Source organism: Pantoea sp. Ae19-2, from assembly GCF_059801205.1.
The window spans coordinates 1,579,520-1,597,463 of the sequence record NZ_JBCHWE010000001.1 but is presented as its reverse complement, the minus strand read 5'-3'; the positions used below and the strand labels follow the sequence as shown (position 1 = coordinate 1,597,463).

Sequence of the window (17,944 nt, the reverse complement as noted above, 5' to 3'; positions counted from 1 at the left end):
CATGGAAACGTTGCTGGAAGTCCGCAATCTCAGCAAAACTTTTCGCTACCGCACCGGCCTGTTTCGCCGCCAGCACGTTGAAGCCGTTAAATCCGTCAGCTTTACGCTGCGTGAAAAGCAGACCCTGGCGATTATCGGCGAGAACGGATCGGGTAAATCGACCCTGGCGAAAATGCTTAGCGGCACCGTTGCCCCCAGCGACGGGGAGATCATCATTGACGATCATCCGCTCAGCTTTGGTGATTACGGCTATCGTAGCCAACGCATTCGCATGATTTTTCAGGATCCGTCAACGTCGCTCAACCCGCGCCAGCGCGTGAGCCAGATTCTGGATTTGCCGCTGCGCCTGAATACCGGGCTGGATGCTGAGGAACGGGAAAAACGCATCATTACAACGCTGCGTCAGGTGGGATTGCTGCGCGATCACGCAGGTTACTATCCCCACATGCTGGCACCGGGCCAAAAGCAGCGCCTTGGGCTGGCACGGGCCTTGATCCTGCAGCCCAAAGTGATTGTGGCTGACGAGGCGCTGGCCTCTCTGGATATGACCATGCGCTCTCAACTGGTCAATCTGATGCTGGAACTCCAGGAAAAACACGGCATTGCTTATATTTATGTGACCCAGCATCTTGGCATGATGAAGCACATCAGCGATAAAGTACTGGTCATGCATCACGGTGAAGTGGTGGAACGCGGCGGAACGGCAGACGTGCTCGCTTCGCCGCTGCACGAAATGACCAAACGCCTGATCAACAGCCATTTTGGCGAGGCGCTTACAGCCGAAGCCTGGCGGCGTGAGCGTTGATTTTGCGGCATATTGTGGAAAACGCTGAGCGGTTTTCCTGATTTCAAGCAGACGTGCTAGAATCCGCACGTCGATTAACGTCGGTCGTCTATTATTTAAACAACGCGACCGCCAACTACCATGACCATAAGGATTACAGCTATGGGTTTTCTTTCCGGTAAGCGCATTCTGATTACTGGTGTTGCCAGTAAACTTTCCATCGCCTACGGTATTGCACAGGCGATGCGCAAACAGGGCGCAGAACTGGCTTTCACCTACCAAAACGACAAACTGAAAGGTCGTGTGGAAGAGTTTGCCAAAGATTTGGGTTCTGACATTGTGCTGCCATGTGATGTTGCAGAAGATGAAAGCATCAAATCCCTGTTCGTTGAGCTGGCAAAAACCTGGCCGAAATTTGACGGTTTCGTGCACTCCATTGGCTTCGCCCCTGGCGACCAGCTGGATGGCGATTACGTCAATGCCGTAACCCGCGAAGGTTTCAAAATCGCACATGACATCAGCGCCTACAGCTTTGTTGCAATGGCAAAAGAGTGCCGTGCGATGCTGAACCCTAACTCCGCCCTGCTGACGCTGTCTTACCTGGGTGCAGAGCGCGCTATCCCTAACTACAACGTAATGGGCCTGGCGAAAGCGTCCCTTGAAGCAAACGTCCGTTACATGGCGAACGCGATGGGTCCTGAAGGCGTGCGTGTTAACGCCGTGTCTGCGGGTCCGATTCGTACCCTGGCGGCATCGGGCATCAAAGACTTCCGTAAGATGCTGGCCCACTGTGAAGCGGTCACCCCGATTCGTCGTACCGTCACCATTGAAGACGTGGGTAACTCTGCGGCCTTCCTGTGCTCCGACCTTGCGGGTGGGATCACCGGTGAAATCGTTCACGTTGACGGCGGTTTCAGCATCGCTGCGATGAATGAACTCGAACTGAAATAAGTTTCCTCACGGGCGAGCGTTGCTCGCCCTGCGCACCCCCTGCCCGATCCCCGCGTTATTCCTTATCGCTATTAATTATCACCGATTGGTCTTTTGCCCTGACCTGCCCGTGGGCGACGATAAGTCAGCCCTGCGGCCTGCGACTGAATCACCGCATGCGCCGCATCAGATTTTGCAAAAGGACTGATGATGCAACAACGCCGCTATCCCGGCCAGGACCACTGGTTTTATGAAAGTCAGACCAGTCCGCGCAGCGTACAGGCTGCCCCGCTTTTTCCAGAAGCCGCCCATGTCGATGACCGGTTTTTGCTGGGGTTAGCACAGGACGCTTCTGTTATTCAGCCTTTACTTCAGGCCGACCAGCCCGCCATACAGTTCGCCCATCACGTTGTTGACCAGCTGTTTCCCGACCAGATCGAAACCACACTGACCCATACGCTTACGCTGTATGACCGGCTAAGCACCGCCTTGACGGTGGCTCAGGTGGCAGGCATTCAACGCCTGTGTAACCACTATTCCGCCCGCCTCAATCCCCTGCCGGGTCCTGATTCCTCTCGTGAAAGCAACAATCGCCTGACGCAAATTACGCAATATGCCCGCCTGCTGGCGATGCAGCCCGCCTTAATTACGGCGGAGAGCATCCGCGCGCTGCATGCGGTAGGGCTGAGCGAAGCCGATATCGTCACACTCAACCATCTGGTGGGCTTTGTCTGCTATCAGGCGCGCGTCATCGCCGGGATTCATGCTCTGCTGGAACGGCCGGTGCGCTGGATGCCGGGTATGTCACCGGCTCCTGACGCCGATGTGGCGACGTTTGCCCAGCCCTGCGCGTGGCAGCCTGTGCTGACGCCGCTGGAGCCGCGCTATGCCAGCGAGGCGCAACATGCCGCTGTCGCCGCGTGTCAGCATGCGCCGGTGCTTAAAGATACAGTCTGGCTGCTGGCTCACGCGCCTGCGCTGCTGCAAAGCTGGTTTGCCCTGCGTCAACAGCTGCAAGATGGCGCAAGCGCAAGCGTGGAGGCGACCGCCGCCCGGATACTGGGCAGCCGCTGGATTTGGCAGCATGCTGCAGATGCAGAGAAGCGAATGAGTCAGGCGGACGAGGCGAAAACCGACAGTGAGCAGCAGGCTGTCATTACACTAACCGCTCAGCTCACCCGCCAGCCAGAGCGCGTCAGTGCGCTCGATCTGCAACCGCTGGCGCAAGCTGGCTGGTCGCATGCCAGGCAGTTCAGCGTGATACAGGCTATCGCGCTGGCCAACTGGAACAGCCGTTTGTTTTATGCCTGCGGTGAAGCCAGCTAGCTGGCAAGATAGCTTCGCGCTTCGTCATAAAAATGCTGTGCGAGCGGCGTGGCCCGGCCAGGCTCGGCGATCACCAGCGCGGCCTGACGCGCCATTTTTGGCATCGAAATAGTGCGCTTTTCCAGGCCGTGTAAGGATTCAGGCAGCAAATGGCCCCGTGGCGAGATCAGAACACCCAGACCGACCTGGGTACACTGCAACAGCTGCATGACAGAGGCGCTTTCAACCACCACGCGCGGCACCAGCGCAGCATCGCGAAACGTCATATCCAGATAGCGGCGAAAATAACGGGTTGGCTCTGCCAGACACAGCGGCTGCTGCGCCAGCGTTGGCAGGTCAAGCGTTTCATGGGCGCATAACGGGGGGAAATGGGCGGCATGAAAAACCGCCTCAACGCCGCTGTCCGCCAGCAGCGATGCCTGAAAATGCAGTTCCCGCAGCGTCGCCATTTCAAAAAAGCCAATGCCGACATCAACCGTGTGGCTGTTCAGCGCGTCCAGCAGTTGATCGGCACTTAACACGGCAATGCGGTAATCCAGCTGCGGATAACGAGCCTGCACCGCTTTTAACAGTTCTGCCAACGAAACGCTGCACTGCGGGACCACACCGAGGCGAAGCGTACCGTTCACGCCGTGTTTTAACGACTCGACCTCCAGCTTCAGCCCCTGATAAACCGAAACGATTTCCCGTGCCCATGCCAGCACCCTGTCGCCCTCCGGCGTGAAACCGGCAAAGTTGTTACTGCGGTTGATCAGCGACAGGCCCAGTTCACGCTCCAGGTTTTTTAACCGCATCGATAAGGTTGGCTGGCTGACAAAGCTGGCTTCGGCGGCACGACCAAAATGGCGTTCGCGTTCGAGATTGCAGAGATAGATGAGTTGCTTGATATCGATTTTCTTTTACCCGCCGTCACACCGTTCTAATGAACACCTATTATGTGCCGATGGGTTAACAGATTGCCAGTCGGAGATAGCATTGTGGTAAAGAGATCGCGGGCGCTTGCGGTTTCGTGCATGCGGCGTAGTGTGGAAGCGCTATTAAGACGGCGGTACATCAGACAATCAAGTGGAGAACGCCCCATGTGGGCAATAGATTGGGGTTATTGTTGATCTTAACATTGTATTATTTGTAATTTTTATTGGTGTTTCCCTGGTATTGCGACACTCACTTCGTGGGATACGGCCAGGCGTGATCAATCCCTGTGGAAGACAGGACGCCGGTAGCCAGTAAATAAATCACCACCAGCGCAAAGAATATAATTGCTGATATTTCAACGATTTTAATCAGGCTGTGTTTAGCCATTAATAACCCCCTTTTGATTGCGTGTATTTGAGCTTCACCTCTTACCTTAGAGTGTTACCGGTAAAGTACAAGCCCCGTTCACAAAATGAAACATAAAGCCCCGCTTATATATTGTGACCAGTTTGTTACAAGCGTACGGATTGTCGCGGAGGCGCGCTTTAAGGGGACAGTGGACAGTGAGCAGGAAGGCGGGCAACGCACAGGAGTGACAAACGGCAAAGGCACCGTGCTCGCACCTTTGCCGGGTGAAGGGGGATTATCCGACGCCCAACGCTGATTTCACCTCTTGTGCGATTTTCTCAACCTGTGGGCCATAAATCACCTGCACATCCTGTTCGCTCACGCGGTTAATACCATTCGCGCCGGTACGCATTAACGTCTGATCCACCACTTCTTTCATGTCTTTGACGCGAACCCGCAAACGCGTGAAGCAGCAATCGACATCCTCTATATTGGCCGCCCCGCCCAGTCCGCTGATGATCACGTTAGTGCGCTCGCTGGCTTCAACAAGCTGGGGTTTTTCATCGTCCGTTTCCCGCCCGGGCGTTTCGACATGCATGCGCGTAATCACATAACGAAACGCGTAGTAATAAACCGGTGCGTAGATTGCCCCAAGCACCAGCGTCCACCACCAGTGGGTTTTACTGCCACCCAGCACGCCGAAGACCACCAGATCGATAATGCCGCCCTGCACATTACCAATCATCAGATGTAGCATCGACATCAGCATAAATGACAGGCCCGTTAGAAATGCATGCAGCAGATAGAGCACCGGCGAAACAAAAATAAAGCAGAACTCCAGCGGTTCGGTGATCCCGGTGGTAAAGGACGTCAGCGCGCCGGCCATGACCAGCGCCTTAACGCGCTGTTTATGCTCAGGCCTTGCGGTGTGATAGATCGCCAGGGCCGCGGCCGGCAGGCCAAACATCATGACCGGTATTTTTCCCTGCGCCAGAAACTGCGTGGCGGTGCGGAGCGTCGCATCAGGAATCATCCCGGGATGGGTCAGCGAGGTATTGAAGATATTCAACGCACCAACAATCGTCTGCCCGTCCACGATGGCCATACCGCCGATGGGCGTAAAGCGCACGGTTTCATTCAGGATGTGATGCAGGCCCGTCGGGATCAGAATACGTTCTGAAGCGCCCAGCAGGAACGCACCATACTGCCCGCTCCGACCGATCATCTGTCCTACCCAGGCAATACCTTCACCGATAGTGGGCCAGACGAGCGCCAGAAGCACGCCGATCAGCGGCAGGAAAACCACCGTCACGATGGGCACAAAACGGCGTCCGCCAAAGAAACTGATCGCTGTGGGGAGCTGCTGCGTATAAAAGCGGTTATGCAACATGACGGTAAGCAGTCCGGCAATCACGCCGCCCAGCACGCTCATGTTATAGGTGAAAATGCCCAGCATCTGGATATATTCCGCCGAGGTCATCATGGCCGTGGTTTGATCCATTCCGGCCTGCTGCAGCGCCTGAGGTGTGGTCGTGGCGGCGGTAATGCCCCTGGCGGCCAGCGTGGCGTTAATGCCGACATTCATGGCGATATAGCCGATAACTGCGGCAAAGGCTGCCGTCGGCTTTTCCGCTTTTGCCAGCCCGATGGCGCTGGCCACGGCAAAGAACAGCGGCAGATTAGCAAAGAGCGCGCCTGCGACTTTGCGAATAAACCCGATGATAAGCTGGGCAACCTGCATCTGTGCGAAGGCTTCACCGGTGACGGCGGGATTCTGCATGGCGGCTGCCAGCCCCAGAAAGATGCCGGCCGCCGCAATCACCGAAATCGGCATCATCAACGCCTTGCCAAACGCATGGATCTGGCTGGTCAGTTGTTTCATGGTGTCGCGCCCTTTTCTGTTTTAAACAGCAAGTATTAGCGCGATGTGCCGATAACACCCGTTATGGCAAGGTTACGAAAAGGTAAAACATGAACACCATCACACTTGGCGTGCCCCACGATAAACGCCAGCTATCGCACCATTAAGCCAATCAATTAGACAAGCTTTGTCGTGAATAGCACACTAATCTTTACCATCAGGATATATCCTTGCAACATTCGTCCAACATAAAAATAAGCCTGCACACATGATGAAATTTAAGCGTCAAATTAAGCCATACCGTGCCGCAGCGGGCGGCTGGGGTTCACTGGAAGCCACCACACGTTTTGTTTTCGACAGTAAAGCTGCGCTGAAAAATTTGCGTAACCTCATGCGCATGAACAAAGCACGCGGCTTCGACTGCCCGGGCTGTGCCTGGGGCGATGACAATAAAAGTACCTTTAGCTTCTGCGAAAACGGTGCGAAAGCCGTCACCTGGGAAGCCACGCGCCGCGTTGTTGATACCGACTTTTTTGCCAAACACAGCGTGGCAACCCTGTATGCACAAAGCGACTATTTTCTGGAATATCAGGGCCGCCTGACACATCCGTTGCGCTACAACGCCGAAAGCGATCATTACGAACCCATAAGCTGGGATGATGCCTTTGCGCTCATCGCACAACATATTAAAGCGATGGATAACCCGGATCAGATGGAGCTATACACCTCTGGTCGCGCCAGTAATGAAGCCTCCTGGCTTTATCAGCTGTTCGGCCGCATGTTGGGCACCAATAACTTCCCGGACTGCTCCAATATGTGTCACGAGGCAAGCGGTGCGGGCCTGAAACGCAGCATCGGCGTGGGTAAAGGCACCATCCGTCTTGACGATTTTGACCATGCCGATGCCATTTTTGTCTTTGGCCAGAATCCAGGGACAAACCATCCGCGCATGCTGCACAGCCTGCGTCACGCCGCCGACCATGGCGCAAAAATCGTGACCTTTAACACGCTACGCGAGCGCGGTCTGGAACGTTTTGCCGATCCGCAAAAGCCGCTGGAAATTGTCACGTCTAAAGCGGGCACCATCAGCTCTGCCTATTACCAGCCGCATCTGGGCGGTGATATGGCTGCCGTTCGCGGCATGGTGAAAGCCCTGCTGGAAACGCATCGTGCACGCCTTGCGGCGGGCGAAAGCGGCCTGTTCGACCAGGCTTTCCTGAATGCCAAAACCCATGGCGTTGAGGCCTATTTTGATGCGGTTGATAACACCGACTGGATGCAGATTGTGGCGCAGTCCGGCCTGACAGAGGCACAAATCCGCGAAGCGGCGGCAATTTATCAGAGTGCCGATCGGGTTATTTGCACCTGGGCGATGGGCATCACCCAACACAAGCATTCGGTTGATACCGTGCGTGAAATCACCAACCTGCAGCTGCTGTTTGGGCAGTTAGGCAAAAAAGGGGCGGGCCTGTGCCCTGTTCGCGGTCACAGCAATGTTCAGGGTAACCGCACCATGGGCATTGATGAAAAACCGGCTAAGCCTTTCCTCGACGCGCTGGGTCAGCACTTTGGCTTCGAACCCCCGCGTGCTGCAGGCCACAATACTGTTGAAGCGCTCAACGCCATGCTGCGTGATGAAATCAAAGTGCTTATCGCGCTCGGGGGCAACCTCGCAGCGGCGGCACCGGATTCTCCGCGCACCGAAGAAGCCTTGTCCCGTTGTGGTCTGACGGTGCACATCAGCACCAAGCTTAACCGCAGCCACCTCGTGCCGGGTCATGAAGGACTGATTCTGCCTACGCTGGGCCGCACCGAGCGCGATCTGCAGGCTACGGGTAACCAGTTCATTACGGTCGAAGACTCCTTCAGCATGGTTCATGCCTCTGAAGGCGTGGGGATTCCGTTGGCGGAGACGCAGCGTTCTGAAACCTCAATTGTGGCGAGTATTGCTCACGCGGTTCTCGGTGATGACAAGGTGAAGTGGTTAGATCTGGCGGCGGATTACAACCTGATTCGCGATCATATCGCGGCAACGATTCCGGGTTTTGCCGACTTCAATACCAAATGCGATCAGCCTGGCGGGTTCTATCTTGGCAACGCGGCGGCAGAACTGCGTTTTAATACGCCGACCGGCAAGGCTGAGTTTAGCCCTGCTGCGCTGCCCCACTCGCTGTTTCCGCAGTTGGATCAGGACGTGCCCTTCACGCTGCAAACGCTGCGTTCGCACGATCAGTACAACACGACGATCTACGGTCTCGACGACCGCTATCGCGGCGTTTACGGTCAGCGCGAAGTCGTCTTCATCAACCCCGATGACATGGCTGAATTAGGGTTCAGCGAAGGGCAGAATGTGGATATTGAAACGCTGTGGAATGATGGCGTCACGCGTCGCGTCAGCGGCTTCAAGCTGGTGCCTTATAACATTCCTCGCGGCAACCTGGCCGCCTACTATCCTGAAACCAACCCGCTGGTTCCGTTAAACAGCTTCGGTGATATCAGCGGCACGCCCACCTCAAAATCCGTGCCGGTTAAGCTCGAACTGACGCAGGCGCTGGCAACCCAACGCATCGCCTGATTCAGGCTTTTCTCCAGGCAAAAAGCCGGTTCGTCCGGCTTTTTGCCTTGCCGCGAGACCCCGATTCGCGTAAAACTGTCAGCCGCTATTAGGCCACGAAACGTAAAAATCATGTTCCAGGATAATCCGCTGCTTGCGCAGCTTAAAGAGAAGCTTCACTCGCAAACGCCCCGTGCAGAAGGCGTTGTTAAAGGCACCGAAAAGGGATTCGGCTTTCTGGAAGTCGATGCACAGAAAAGTTATTTCATCCCGCCGCCACAGATGAAAAAAGTGATGCATGGCGACCGTATCGTTGCCATCGTCCACAGCGATAAAGATCGCGAAAGTGCCGAGCCTGAAACGCTGGTCGAGCCCTTTCTGAGCCGTTTTGTTGGCCGCGTGCAGAAAAAAGATGACCGCCTTTCTATCGTGCCCGATCATCCTCTGCTCAAAGACGCGATTCAGTGTCGTCCGGTCCGTGGACTGAGCCATGATTTCCAGAATGGCGACTGGGCCGTGGCAGAAATGCGTCGCCATCCCTTAAAAGGCGACCGTGGCTTTTATGCCGAACTCACCGAATTTATCGTTAAAGCCGACGACCACCTTGCACCGTGGTGGGTGACACTGTCACGTCATAATCTGGAGCGCGAAGCGCCAGAAATCGGCTTTGGCGAGATGCTGGACGAAAGCCTGACGCGTGAAGACCTGACCGCGCTGGATTTTGTGACCATCGACAGCGCCAGCACGGAAGATATGGACGATGCGCTGTATGCTGAAGCGCTGGACGATGGCGCCCTGCGTCTCACTATCGCCATTGCCGATCCGACCGCTTATGTTGCCGAAGGCAGCGAGCTGGATAAGCTGGCGGCGCAGCGTGCCTTTACCAACTACCTGCCGGGCTTCAATATTCCCATGCTGCCGCGCGAGCTGTCTGACGATGTCTGCTCGCTGCGCCCTGACGTGCGTCGGCCGGTTCTGGCCTGCCGCGTGACCGTGGCTCAGGATGGAAGCCTGGCGGACGATGTGCAGTTCTTTGCGGCCTGGATCGAGTCCAAAGCCAAGCTGGTGTACGACGAGGTTTCAGACTGGCTGGAAAACAGTGGCGAATGGCAACCACAGAGCGACGCGATTGCTGACCAGATTCGTCTGCTGCATCGTCTGTGCCTGTCACGCGCCGAGTGGCGTCAAAACCACGCGCTGGTGTTTAAAGATCGCCCAGACTATCGTTTCCTGCTGGGCGAAAAAGGCGAAGTGCTGGAAATCGTCGCCGAACCGCGCCGCATAGCGAACCGGATGGTTGAAGAAGCGATGATTCTGGCGAACATCTGTGCCGCCAACGTCCTGCGCGAAAAGCTGGGCTTTGGTATCTACAACGTCCATGCCGGTTTTGACGCAGCAAACGCCGAACAGGCCGCCGCTGTCCTGGCAACTCACGGCATCACGGCCGATCCGCAGGCGATCACCACGCTCGACGGTTTCCGCGTACTGCGTCGTGAGCTGGATGCGCAGCCTACTCAGTTCCTTGACAGCCGCATTCGTCGTTTCCAGACCTATGCAGAGATCACCACCGAGCCGGGCCCGCACTTTGGTTTGGGGCTGGAAGCCTATGCCACCTGGACTTCACCGATTCGTAAGTTTGGCGATATGATCAACCATCGTCTGCTGAAGGCGATCGTGCGCGGCGAACCCATCGGCCGTCCGGACGATGCGCTGACAGTCACCATGAGCGAGCGTCGTCGTCTAAACCGCATGGCCGAGCGCGACGTGGGTGACTGGCTCTATGCCCGCTATCTGTCGCCGTTTGCCGCAACTGACCGCAAGTTTAGCGCAGAAATCATTGATGTATCGCGTGGTGGCATGCGGGTCCGTCTGCTGGAAAATGGCGCCGTCGCGTTTATTCCTGCGCCGTTCCTGCATGCCGTGCGCGATGAGCTGGTGTGCAGCCAGGAAAGCGGTACGGTACAGATTAAAGGTGACGTGGTTTACCGCGTATCCGACGTGATTGACGTGACCATTGCGGAAGTTCGCATGGAAACACGCAGCGTTGTTGCACGCCCTGCCGCCTAAGACACCACCGTCGGGACAGCACAGCCTGCTCCGACGGTCTTTTTTCCTCCGCCTGCCCCTGTATCTTCGCGTTAAATTTGCTCCACACTTCACAGTTTTATCTTTATTAACTTCCACTTACATTACATTACATTAACGTTAGCTCGTTGTATCCGATCGCCTTCCATTCGGTCTCTACAAGGAGTGAGTTATGAAGAACGTCAAAAACGGCGTGCTCTGGCTGGCAGTGGCGTTAATTGGCGCGGGTGCGTTCGCGATGCTGGCGCTTAACCGCGGCGAGCACGTCAACGCAGTCTGGCTGGTGATTGCCGCCGTAGCCTGTTACAGCATCGCTTATCGTTTTTACAGCCTGTTTATCGCCCGCAACATTTTTGAACTGGACGATCGCCGTCTTACCCCCGCCGAGCGCCTCAGCGATGGTCTTGACTATGTGCCCACCAATAAGTGGGTGCTGTTCGGTCACCACTTTGCGGCGATCGCGGGCGCCGGGCCGCTGGTCGGCCCTATTCTGGCGGCCCAGATGGGCTTTCTGCCGGGCACGATCTGGATCCTGATTGGGGTTATGATGGCGGGCGCGGTGCAGGACTTTCTGATCCTGTTTATCTCTACGCGACGTGACGGCCGCTCCTTAGGTGAAATGGCCCGTCAGGAGCTGGGCGCCTTTGCCGGGGTTATTACCATGCTGGGTGCGCTGGGCGTGATGATCATCATTCTCTCCGCGCTGGCGCTGGTGGTGGTTAAAGCCCTTGCGAATAGCCCGTGGGGGCTGTTCACCATTGCAGCAACGATTCCTATCGCCCTGTTTATGGGCATTTACATGCGCTTTCTGCGCCCGGGTAAGATCGCCGAAGTCTCCTTGATCGGTTTTGTGCTGATGATGGCGGCCATTATCTACGGTGGTGATGTGGCTCAGCATCCTTACTGGGGCCCGTTCTTCACCCTGAAAGGCACCTCTCTGACCTGGGTACTGGTCATCTATGGTTTTATCGCCTCGGTGCTGCCGGTCTGGCTGCTGCTGGCTCCCAGAGATTACCTGTCTACTTTCCTGAAAATCGGCGTAATTGTCGGGCTGGCCGTTGGCATCGTCTTTGCCATGCCAGAACTGAAAATGCCCGCTGTGACCAAATTTATTGATGGCTCAGGCCCGGTTTTTTCCGGCGCCCTGTTCCCGTTCCTGTTTATCACCATTGCCTGTGGCGCCATCTCCGGCTTCCATGCGCTGGTCTCCAGCGGCACCACGCCGAAGCTGATTGAGCGTGAAAGCCATATTCGCTTTATCGGTTACGGCGCGATGCTGATGGAGTCGTTTGTGGCAATCATGGCGCTGATATGCGCCTCCGTGCTGGACCCAGGCGTTTACTTTGCGATGAACGCCCCTGCTGCACTGATTGGCACTACGGTAGAAAATGCCGCTCAAGTGATTAACGGCTGGGGCTTTGTCGTCACACCTGAAATGTTAAGCGGTATCGCCAGAGACGTGGGAGAAGCCTCAATTCTGTCACGCGCCGGGGGCGCGCCAACCTTTGCGGTCGGCATGGCGCACATCATTACGGAGGTGTTCAACAGCCGCGCGATGATGGCCTTCTGGTATCACTTTGCCATCTTATTTGAAGCCCTGTTTATCTTAACCGCCGTGGATGCCGGTACGCGCGCTTGCCGGTTTATGGTGCAGGATCTGGTCGGTACGGTTGTGCCTTCACTGGCCAATAACCGCTCATGGCTCGGCAACCTTTCCGGCACGACCGTCGCCGTCGCAGGTTGGGGTTTCTTCGTTTATCAGGGCGTGATCGATCCTCTGGGCGGGATTAATACGTTGTGGCCACTGTTTGGTATTGGTAATCAGATGCTGGCATCGATGGCGCTGATTCTGGGCACGGTCGTGCTGTTTAAGATGAAAAAGCAGCGCTATGCGTGGGTGACGATTCTGCCCACTATCTGGCTGTTTATTACGTCGATGACAGCAGGTTGGCAAAAAATTTTCCACGAAAAACCGTCAATTGGTTTTCTTGCTCAGGCCAATAAATTCCGAAAAGGCCTGGATGATGGCGTGATCATCGCCCCCGCGAAAACCGTGGACGATATGCAAACCATCGTATTCAGTAACCAGATTAATGCTGCCCTGTGCGGGTTCTTTATGCTGGTTGCCGTTACGATGCTGATTGCGGCCTTCTTTGTCATTCGTCGCGCGCTGCGTAGCGATGTGCCCACTACGCATGAGTCAGACATATCCTTACGTAAGGAGCTTCGTCATGGTTGACAGCATCCATCGCGTAGCGCGCCCACAGGGTCGCTGGCATATAATGCGCTGCACGTTGCTTTCCAGGCCAAAACCCGTGGGTTTTCGCTGGCGAGCGCTGTGGCAGGGACTTCAGCAAAGTTTTCGTTTGATGGTCGGCGTGCAGGATTACCCGAAATATCTGCAGCATATGCGGCAACATCATCCTGACATTACGCCGATGAGCGAGCGGGACTTTCATCGTTATTGTCTGGATGCCCGCTTCCCCAGCCAGGCCGGAAAGCTGGGAAAATGTCCGTGCTGAACAGAAAGTGTGCCCCGCTTCGGCGGGGTTTTTTCTGCCCGTTTTTTCTGGAAAGCAAAATAAATACAGTTTCGTCTTGTGCTGGCGTCAGTTGATGAATACTGTTGCTAAAATAACGAGATAACGCCAGCAATGTACTTCCTGGAGGGAGTGACCATGACCGATGAACAAGGGCAATCGTTGTTGTATACCTTGTTTGGTACAACCAGCCCTCATTGGCGATTAACCGCAGACAGTGATGCGCTGCTTTTTGCCTTAGATGAATCATCGAACACCAGCGTTGCTGTGCCACTGACGCCCGGCCAGTGCAGTTTATTGCGCGCGATGCCCGTTATTACTTCCAGTATTAATCTGACGTTAACGATTCACGGCGAGCAGGTCGCCATGCATTTTGTTGGCCGGCGGATCAACCAGTCCGTGTGGGCGGGCACCGCTTCGGCATGGGGCGATACGTCGGCGGTGGCGCGCGACCTGACGCTGGGCCTGTCATTTGCTGAACAGGTCGTGTCGGAGGCCAACTCGGTCATCGTTATCCTTGATCAGCGCGGCAACATTCAACGCTTTAACCGCCTCAGCGAAGAGTATACCGGCCTGTATGAACAGGATGTGATCGGCCGTAATGTTTTCCAGCTGTTTATGACCAAACAGGAAGCCGCGGCCTCACGCAGGAACATCGCAGGGTTCTTTCGCGATGGGAATTCCTACGAAGTGGAACGCTGGATCAAGACGATGAAAGGACAGCGACTGTTTCTTTTTCGTAATAAGTTTGTTCACAGTGGCAGCGGTAAAAATGAAATTTTCCTCATCTGTTCAGGAACGGATATTACGGAAGAACGCCGTGCGCAAGAGCGCCTGCGCGTGATGGCCAACACCGATGGCATCACTGGCCTGCCCAATCGCCACGCGATTCACCAGCAAATCAGCCATGCGCTGGAGCGGGCTGAGGGCAGTGAAACCGGCGTGGTCTACCTGGATTTAGATAATTTCAAAAAAGTGAATGATGCCTACGGTCATATGTTCGGCGATCAACTGTTGCAGGCCGTTTCCCTGGCGATTCTGAGCTGTCTGAGCAAGAACCAGACGCTTGGACGGCTGGGCGGTGACGAGTTTGTGGTGCTGGCTGAGCACACCAGTCAGGCTGCGCTGGAAGCAATGGCTACGCGCATTCTCGATCGCCTGCGTCAGCCTTTCCGCATCGGCCTCATCGAGGTTTACAGCGGCTGCTCCGTCGGGATCGCCCTGGCTCCGCTACACGGAGAGGACCGTGAGTGTCTGATTCGTAACGCTGATACGGCGATGTATCACGCCAAAGAGAACAACCGTGGCAGCTATTGTGTTTTTGCCGAGGAGATGAACCGCCGGGTTTTTGAATATCTCTGGCTCGACACCAACCTGCGCAAAGCGCTGGAGCAGGACCATTTATTAGTGCACTACCAGCCCAAAGTGGATGCTGACGGTAAAGTGCGCAGTGCGGAAGCGCTGGTTCGCTGGAACTCACCCGAGCGCGGGCTGGTTTCACCCGGGGAATTTATTCCCTACGCGGAAGAATCCGGGCTGATCGTGCCACTGGGTCGCTGGGTCATGCTTAACGTGCTGAAGCAAATTATTGCCTGGCGGGAGCAGAATATTTATCTGCGCGTCGCGGTTAATGTCTCGGCGCGCCAGTTACTCGACCAGACAATCTACAGTGACCTGAAACAAGCCCTGACGGATGCCGGTTTAACCGAGTGCCCGGTGGATATCGAACTGACGGAAAGCTGCCTGATTGAGAATGAAGCCGAAGCGCTCAAGCTGATGCGTAAATTTCAGGAACTGGGTGCCCAGATTCACCTTGATGACTTTGGCACCGGTTATTCCTCCCTTTCACAGCTGGCGCGCGTCCCTATTAATGCCATCAAACTGGATCAAAGCTTTATCCGTAATGTGAATAAACGTCCCGTTTCTCAGTCACTCGTCAGGGCGATTGTTGCGGTAGCGAAGGCGCTTGATTTGCAGGTGATTGCCGAAGGTATTGAAACCGTCGATGAAGAAGCCTTTGTGTTAAAAAGCGGCGTCGATGGGCGGCAAGGCTATTTTTACGCAAAACCAATGCCCGCCGATCAGTTTGGGCACTGGCTGGCTCAGCATCCTGCCCGCGTGTAATTATCTAACCCGCTTTACGCAGTGATGCGCTGTGGCGGTTTTGTAACTGGACTAAACGTTCCATATAGGCAATATCCTTCGCTTCGAGCGTGAATGCATAATCTACCCAGTCCTCGGTGATATCCATCAGTTCCGCGCGTGACAGCTGCAGTACCCGCTGGCGCGCCTTTAGCATGGCGCGTACGCCATTGAGCTTAGGTCGCAACGTATCGATAAAGGTGCGGGTGGCGCGGTAGCTGTCGCCCGGCTGGAAAACCTTATCGACCAGACCACGGGTTTCATACCATTCGGCACTGTGCGATTCGCCTTCCATAATCAGCTCTTCAGCCAGTTTCATGCCCGAACGCCGCGCGACTAATGAGTAGCCGCCCATTCCGGGAAACAGGTTAAAGGCGATTTCCGGAAACCCCATCCGCGCATTGTTTTGCGCCAGAATAAAGTGATGGGCAAGCGCGGCTTCAAAACCGCCGCCTAACGCACTGCCTTCAATCATCGCCAGCGTTACCGCGCCGGTGTCAAATCCGCGCGCCGCCGAGTGGATGCAGTCAACGCAGGCACGGGCATAAGCACGTAACGCTTCGCGCCGGTTGTTGCGGATACATTCCACAAAAAAGCGCAGATCGCCACCGGCATTAAACATTTGTGGAACTAACGAGCCGGTGACCCAGAAGTCGATAGGTAAGCCCGATCGCTGCGCCGTGTAACTCAGATTCATGATCTCTTCAATCAACTCATGATTAAAACTGGGGCGTGGCTGGGCGCGCAACATCATCCACATGGTGCGACGTCCTTCCTCGTAATAGGCAACTAACTGCGTGGTTTGTCCGGCTTCGGAAAACAGTCTGCATGTGGGTTGGTTAATCACGGTCATTGTCTCATCCTCTATTATTTTGATGCGCTAATTGCGCCACATCAGCCTAATCCAGAGTGAGGCCAGACCAAATGAGAGATTGATTTACAACATAAATTCCAGAGTGATCCCCGATGCACCACCTTTAAATGATTAGTAGACTTTCTTGATATCCGCAGCCTTTACCACGGAAAGGCGCGAACCTATAACCGGCATTGATGGGACTGTCCTTCCCTTAAGGCTCGCTCATCACGAGCCATTTCGGGACGCAGGCACCGCTGCGCCCCAGGCATTATTTCTGGCCGTACCAGGCATTTTCACCGTGTTTGCGCAAATAGTGCAGATCAAGCAGGGTCTGCTGAATGGGAGGCAGCCCGGCCGTGAGCTGCTGGCTAAACAATCCCATGTAAGCCACTTCTTCCAGTACCACTGCACTGTGGACGGCCGCATGTGCGTCTTTGCCCCAAGCGAAAGGCCCGTGAGAATTCACCAGCACGGCAGGAATGGCCGAAGGAGAAAGTCCGCGCTCGGCGAAGGTTTCAATGATCACCTCCCCCGTATTCCACTCATACTGATTTTTGATTTCTTCATCGCGCATGGCTCGGGTGCAGGGAATCTCACCGTAAAAGTCGTCCGCGTGGGTGGTGCCCCACGCGGGGATGGCACGTCCGGCCTGCGCCCAGATGGTGGCATGACGTGAATGCGTATGGACGATTCCGCCAACCTCAGGCCAGGCCAGGTAGAGTGCCCGGTGCGTAGCCGTATCGGATGAAGGCCGTTTTTCGCCTTCCACCACCTCGCCGGTCGCCAGGTTGACCACCACCATGTCCTCCACTTTCATGACATCGTAACTGACGCCAGAAGGTTTAATCACTAACAGACCTTGCTCACGGTCAATCGCGCTGACGTTTCCCCATGTGAAGGTGACAAGGTTGTATTTGGGGAGATCCAGGTTGGCTTCCAGGACCTGTTGTTTAAGGTGCTCCAGCATTTTTTTCTCCTGCTGAGAAGGGTTTTCATAGTGTGCGGAGCAGGCAGAAAAAACGTTATGGAGCAAATAGCTAAAAAGCAGCGGAAAATGGCTGTGAATGAAAAATTGTGTCGCGAATTAAGAATTTTCCATCTTCGGAAATTCTGCAAAATGAATAGAATTCTGTCAGGCATCAGACAGGTCCATCTGTTAATGATGCTTTTCAGCCGCTACAAGCAGATTGTCCATGGTGTCTGGCATTTTTATACTGAAAGGATGCGGTAATCATGCCTCACAGGCGGCCTGAAAAAATTTCACAGCTATACTTACTGTGTTGCATCTGCATACACAATAAAGGAGAAGTTCATGACAATTACAATGAAAAAAGTGACCGCCGCTGTCCTGGCGACCACGCTGGTTGTGGCGTTAAGCGGCTGTTCGAACTGGTCTAAACGCGACCGTAACACTGCGATTGGCGCAGGTGCCGGCGCAATTGGTGGCTCTGTATTAACCAACGGCAGCGCGCTGGGTACCGTGGGTGGTGCAGCTGTGGGTGGTATTATCGGTCACCAGGTTCACTAAGCACGCTATAACAATAAATCACGGCTACGCAGCGCATCTACATAATAAAAACCGGGCTACCTTGTAGTCCGGTTT

14 protein-coding genes are annotated in these 17,944 nt (G+C 55.1%); 9 read left to right on the top strand and 5 right to left on the bottom strand.

Annotation, left to right across the window (positions count from 1 at the left end; all coding sequences use genetic code 11):
- Position 1: 1 nt before the first annotated feature.
- The 3 genes from sapF (at position 2) to AAIE03_RS07365 (ending at position 3,040) form a co-directional block, all read left to right on the top strand.
- Positions 2 to 805, top strand: a complete 804-nt coding sequence (sapF, locus tag AAIE03_RS07375) for a putrescine export ABC transporter ATP-binding protein SapF (protein ID WP_019105146.1) — start codon at positions 2 to 4, stop codon at positions 803 to 805.
- Positions 806 to 946: 141 nt separating this feature from the next.
- Positions 947 to 1,735 carry an enoyl-ACP reductase FabI gene (gene fabI, locus AAIE03_RS07370; protein ID WP_014605755.1) on the top strand — a complete coding sequence of 263 codons (789 nt, stop codon included), beginning with the start codon at positions 947 to 949 and terminating at the stop codon, positions 1,733 to 1,735.
- A gap of 189 nt (positions 1,736 to 1,924) precedes the next feature.
- Positions 1,925 to 3,040, top strand: a complete 1,116-nt coding sequence (locus AAIE03_RS07365) for a carboxymuconolactone decarboxylase family protein (protein ID WP_019105145.1) — start codon at positions 1,925 to 1,927, stop codon at positions 3,038 to 3,040.
- Here AAIE03_RS07365 and AAIE03_RS07360 read toward each other — a convergent pair.
- The 3 genes from AAIE03_RS07360 to AAIE03_RS07350 all read right to left on the bottom strand — a co-directional run bounded on the left by AAIE03_RS07360 (position 3,037) and on the right by AAIE03_RS07350 (position 6,185).
- A complete protein-coding gene (locus AAIE03_RS07360) occupies positions 3,037 to 3,933 on the bottom strand; it encodes a LysR family transcriptional regulator (protein ID WP_033770555.1) in 897 nt (298 codons plus the stop codon). The two genes, AAIE03_RS07365 and AAIE03_RS07360, sit on opposite strands and share 4 nt — an antisense overlap.
- A gap of 271 nt (positions 3,934 to 4,204) precedes the next feature.
- Positions 4,205 to 4,342, bottom strand: coding sequence for a hypothetical protein (locus AAIE03_RS07355; RefSeq protein ID WP_014605744.1), 138 nt, complete (start codon positions 4,340 to 4,342; stop codon positions 4,205 to 4,207).
- Positions 4,343 to 4,598: 256 nt separating this feature from the next.
- Entirely contained in the window at positions 4,599 to 6,185 is a 1,587-nt protein-coding gene (locus AAIE03_RS07350; RefSeq protein WP_013025915.1) for a PTS transporter subunit EIIC, read from the bottom strand.
- A gap of 250 nt (positions 6,186 to 6,435) precedes the next feature.
- Here AAIE03_RS07350 and AAIE03_RS07345 point away from each other — a divergent pair, with 250 nt between their 5' ends.
- The 5 genes from AAIE03_RS07345 (at position 6,436) to pdeR (ending at position 15,467) form a co-directional block, all read left to right on the top strand.
- Positions 6,436 to 8,739, top strand: a complete 2,304-nt coding sequence (locus AAIE03_RS07345) for an FdhF/YdeP family oxidoreductase (protein WP_026020940.1) — start codon at positions 6,436 to 6,438, stop codon at positions 8,737 to 8,739.
- 111 nt (positions 8,740 to 8,850) lie between these two features.
- Positions 8,851 to 10,785, top strand: a complete 1,935-nt coding sequence (locus AAIE03_RS07340; RefSeq protein ID WP_014593800.1) for an exoribonuclease II — start codon at positions 8,851 to 8,853, stop codon at positions 10,783 to 10,785.
- A 190-nt stretch (positions 10,786 to 10,975) separates the two neighbouring features.
- Positions 10,976 to 13,042: a carbon starvation CstA family protein gene (locus AAIE03_RS07335; RefSeq protein WP_210456204.1), complete on the top strand. Its 2,067-nt coding sequence runs from the start codon at positions 10,976 to 10,978 to the stop codon at positions 13,040 to 13,042.
- Positions 13,035 to 13,325 (top strand): YbdD/YjiX family protein, encoded by a 291-nt coding sequence (locus AAIE03_RS07330; protein WP_013025919.1) that lies wholly within the window; start codon positions 13,035 to 13,037, stop codon positions 13,323 to 13,325. Before AAIE03_RS07335 ends, AAIE03_RS07330 begins: the two co-directional genes overlap by 8 nt.
- Positions 13,326 to 13,481: 156 nt before the next feature.
- Positions 13,482 to 15,467, top strand: coding sequence for a cyclic di-GMP phosphodiesterase (gene pdeR, locus AAIE03_RS07325; protein WP_014605742.1), 1,986 nt, complete (start codon positions 13,482 to 13,484; stop codon positions 15,465 to 15,467).
- Between the two features lie 4 nt (positions 15,468 to 15,471).
- Here pdeR and AAIE03_RS07320 read toward each other — a convergent pair whose 3' ends face one another.
- Positions 15,472 to 16,338 carry a crotonase/enoyl-CoA hydratase family protein gene (locus AAIE03_RS07320; protein ID WP_013025921.1) on the bottom strand — a complete coding sequence of 289 codons (867 nt, stop codon included), beginning with the start codon at positions 16,336 to 16,338 and terminating at the stop codon, positions 15,472 to 15,474.
- 271 nt (positions 16,339 to 16,609) lie between these two features.
- A complete protein-coding gene (gene araD, locus AAIE03_RS07315) occupies positions 16,610 to 17,308 on the bottom strand; it encodes an L-ribulose-5-phosphate 4-epimerase (RefSeq protein WP_014593801.1) in 699 nt (232 codons plus the stop codon).
- Between the two features lie 345 nt (positions 17,309 to 17,653).
- Between araD and osmB the strand changes: the two genes are divergently transcribed.
- Entirely contained in the window at positions 17,654 to 17,869 is a 216-nt protein-coding gene (gene osmB / locus AAIE03_RS07310; RefSeq protein ID WP_014593802.1) for an osmotically-inducible lipoprotein OsmB, read from the top strand.
- Positions 17,870 to 17,944 lie beyond the last annotated feature (75 nt).

Bases quoted from the DNA above. Each gene is read 5' to 3' on its own strand.
- AAIE03_RS07320 (WP_013025921.1), bottom strand. From the start codon at position 16,338: ATGACCGTGATTAACCAACCCACATGCAGACTGTTTTCCGAAGCCGGA.
- fabI (WP_014605755.1), top strand. From the start codon at position 947: ATGGGTTTTCTTTCCGGTAAGCGCATTCTGATTACTGGTGTTGCCAGT.
- AAIE03_RS07365 (WP_019105145.1), top strand. From the start codon at position 1,925: ATGCAACAACGCCGCTATCCCGGCCAGGACCACTGGTTTTATGAAAGT.
- AAIE03_RS07355 (WP_014605744.1), bottom strand. From the start codon at position 4,342: ATGGCTAAACACAGCCTGATTAAAATCGTTGAAATATCAGCAATTATA.
- osmB (WP_014593802.1), top strand. From the start codon at position 17,654: ATGACAATTACAATGAAAAAAGTGACCGCCGCTGTCCTGGCGACCACG.
- AAIE03_RS07350 (WP_013025915.1), bottom strand. From the start codon at position 6,185: ATGAAACAACTGACCAGCCAGATCCATGCGTTTGGCAAGGCGTTGATG.
- AAIE03_RS07340 (WP_014593800.1), top strand. From the start codon at position 8,851: ATGTTCCAGGATAATCCGCTGCTTGCGCAGCTTAAAGAGAAGCTTCAC.
- pdeR (WP_014605742.1), top strand. From the start codon at position 13,482: ATGACCGATGAACAAGGGCAATCGTTGTTGTATACCTTGTTTGGTACA.
- AAIE03_RS07345 (WP_026020940.1), top strand. From the start codon at position 6,436: ATGAAATTTAAGCGTCAAATTAAGCCATACCGTGCCGCAGCGGGCGGC.
- araD (WP_014593801.1), bottom strand. From the start codon at position 17,308: ATGCTGGAGCACCTTAAACAACAGGTCCTGGAAGCCAACCTGGATCTC.
- AAIE03_RS07330 (WP_013025919.1), top strand. From the start codon at position 13,035: ATGGTTGACAGCATCCATCGCGTAGCGCGCCCACAGGGTCGCTGGCAT.
- AAIE03_RS07335 (WP_210456204.1), top strand. From the start codon at position 10,976: ATGAAGAACGTCAAAAACGGCGTGCTCTGGCTGGCAGTGGCGTTAATT.
- sapF (WP_019105146.1), top strand. From the start codon at position 2: ATGGAAACGTTGCTGGAAGTCCGCAATCTCAGCAAAACTTTTCGCTAC.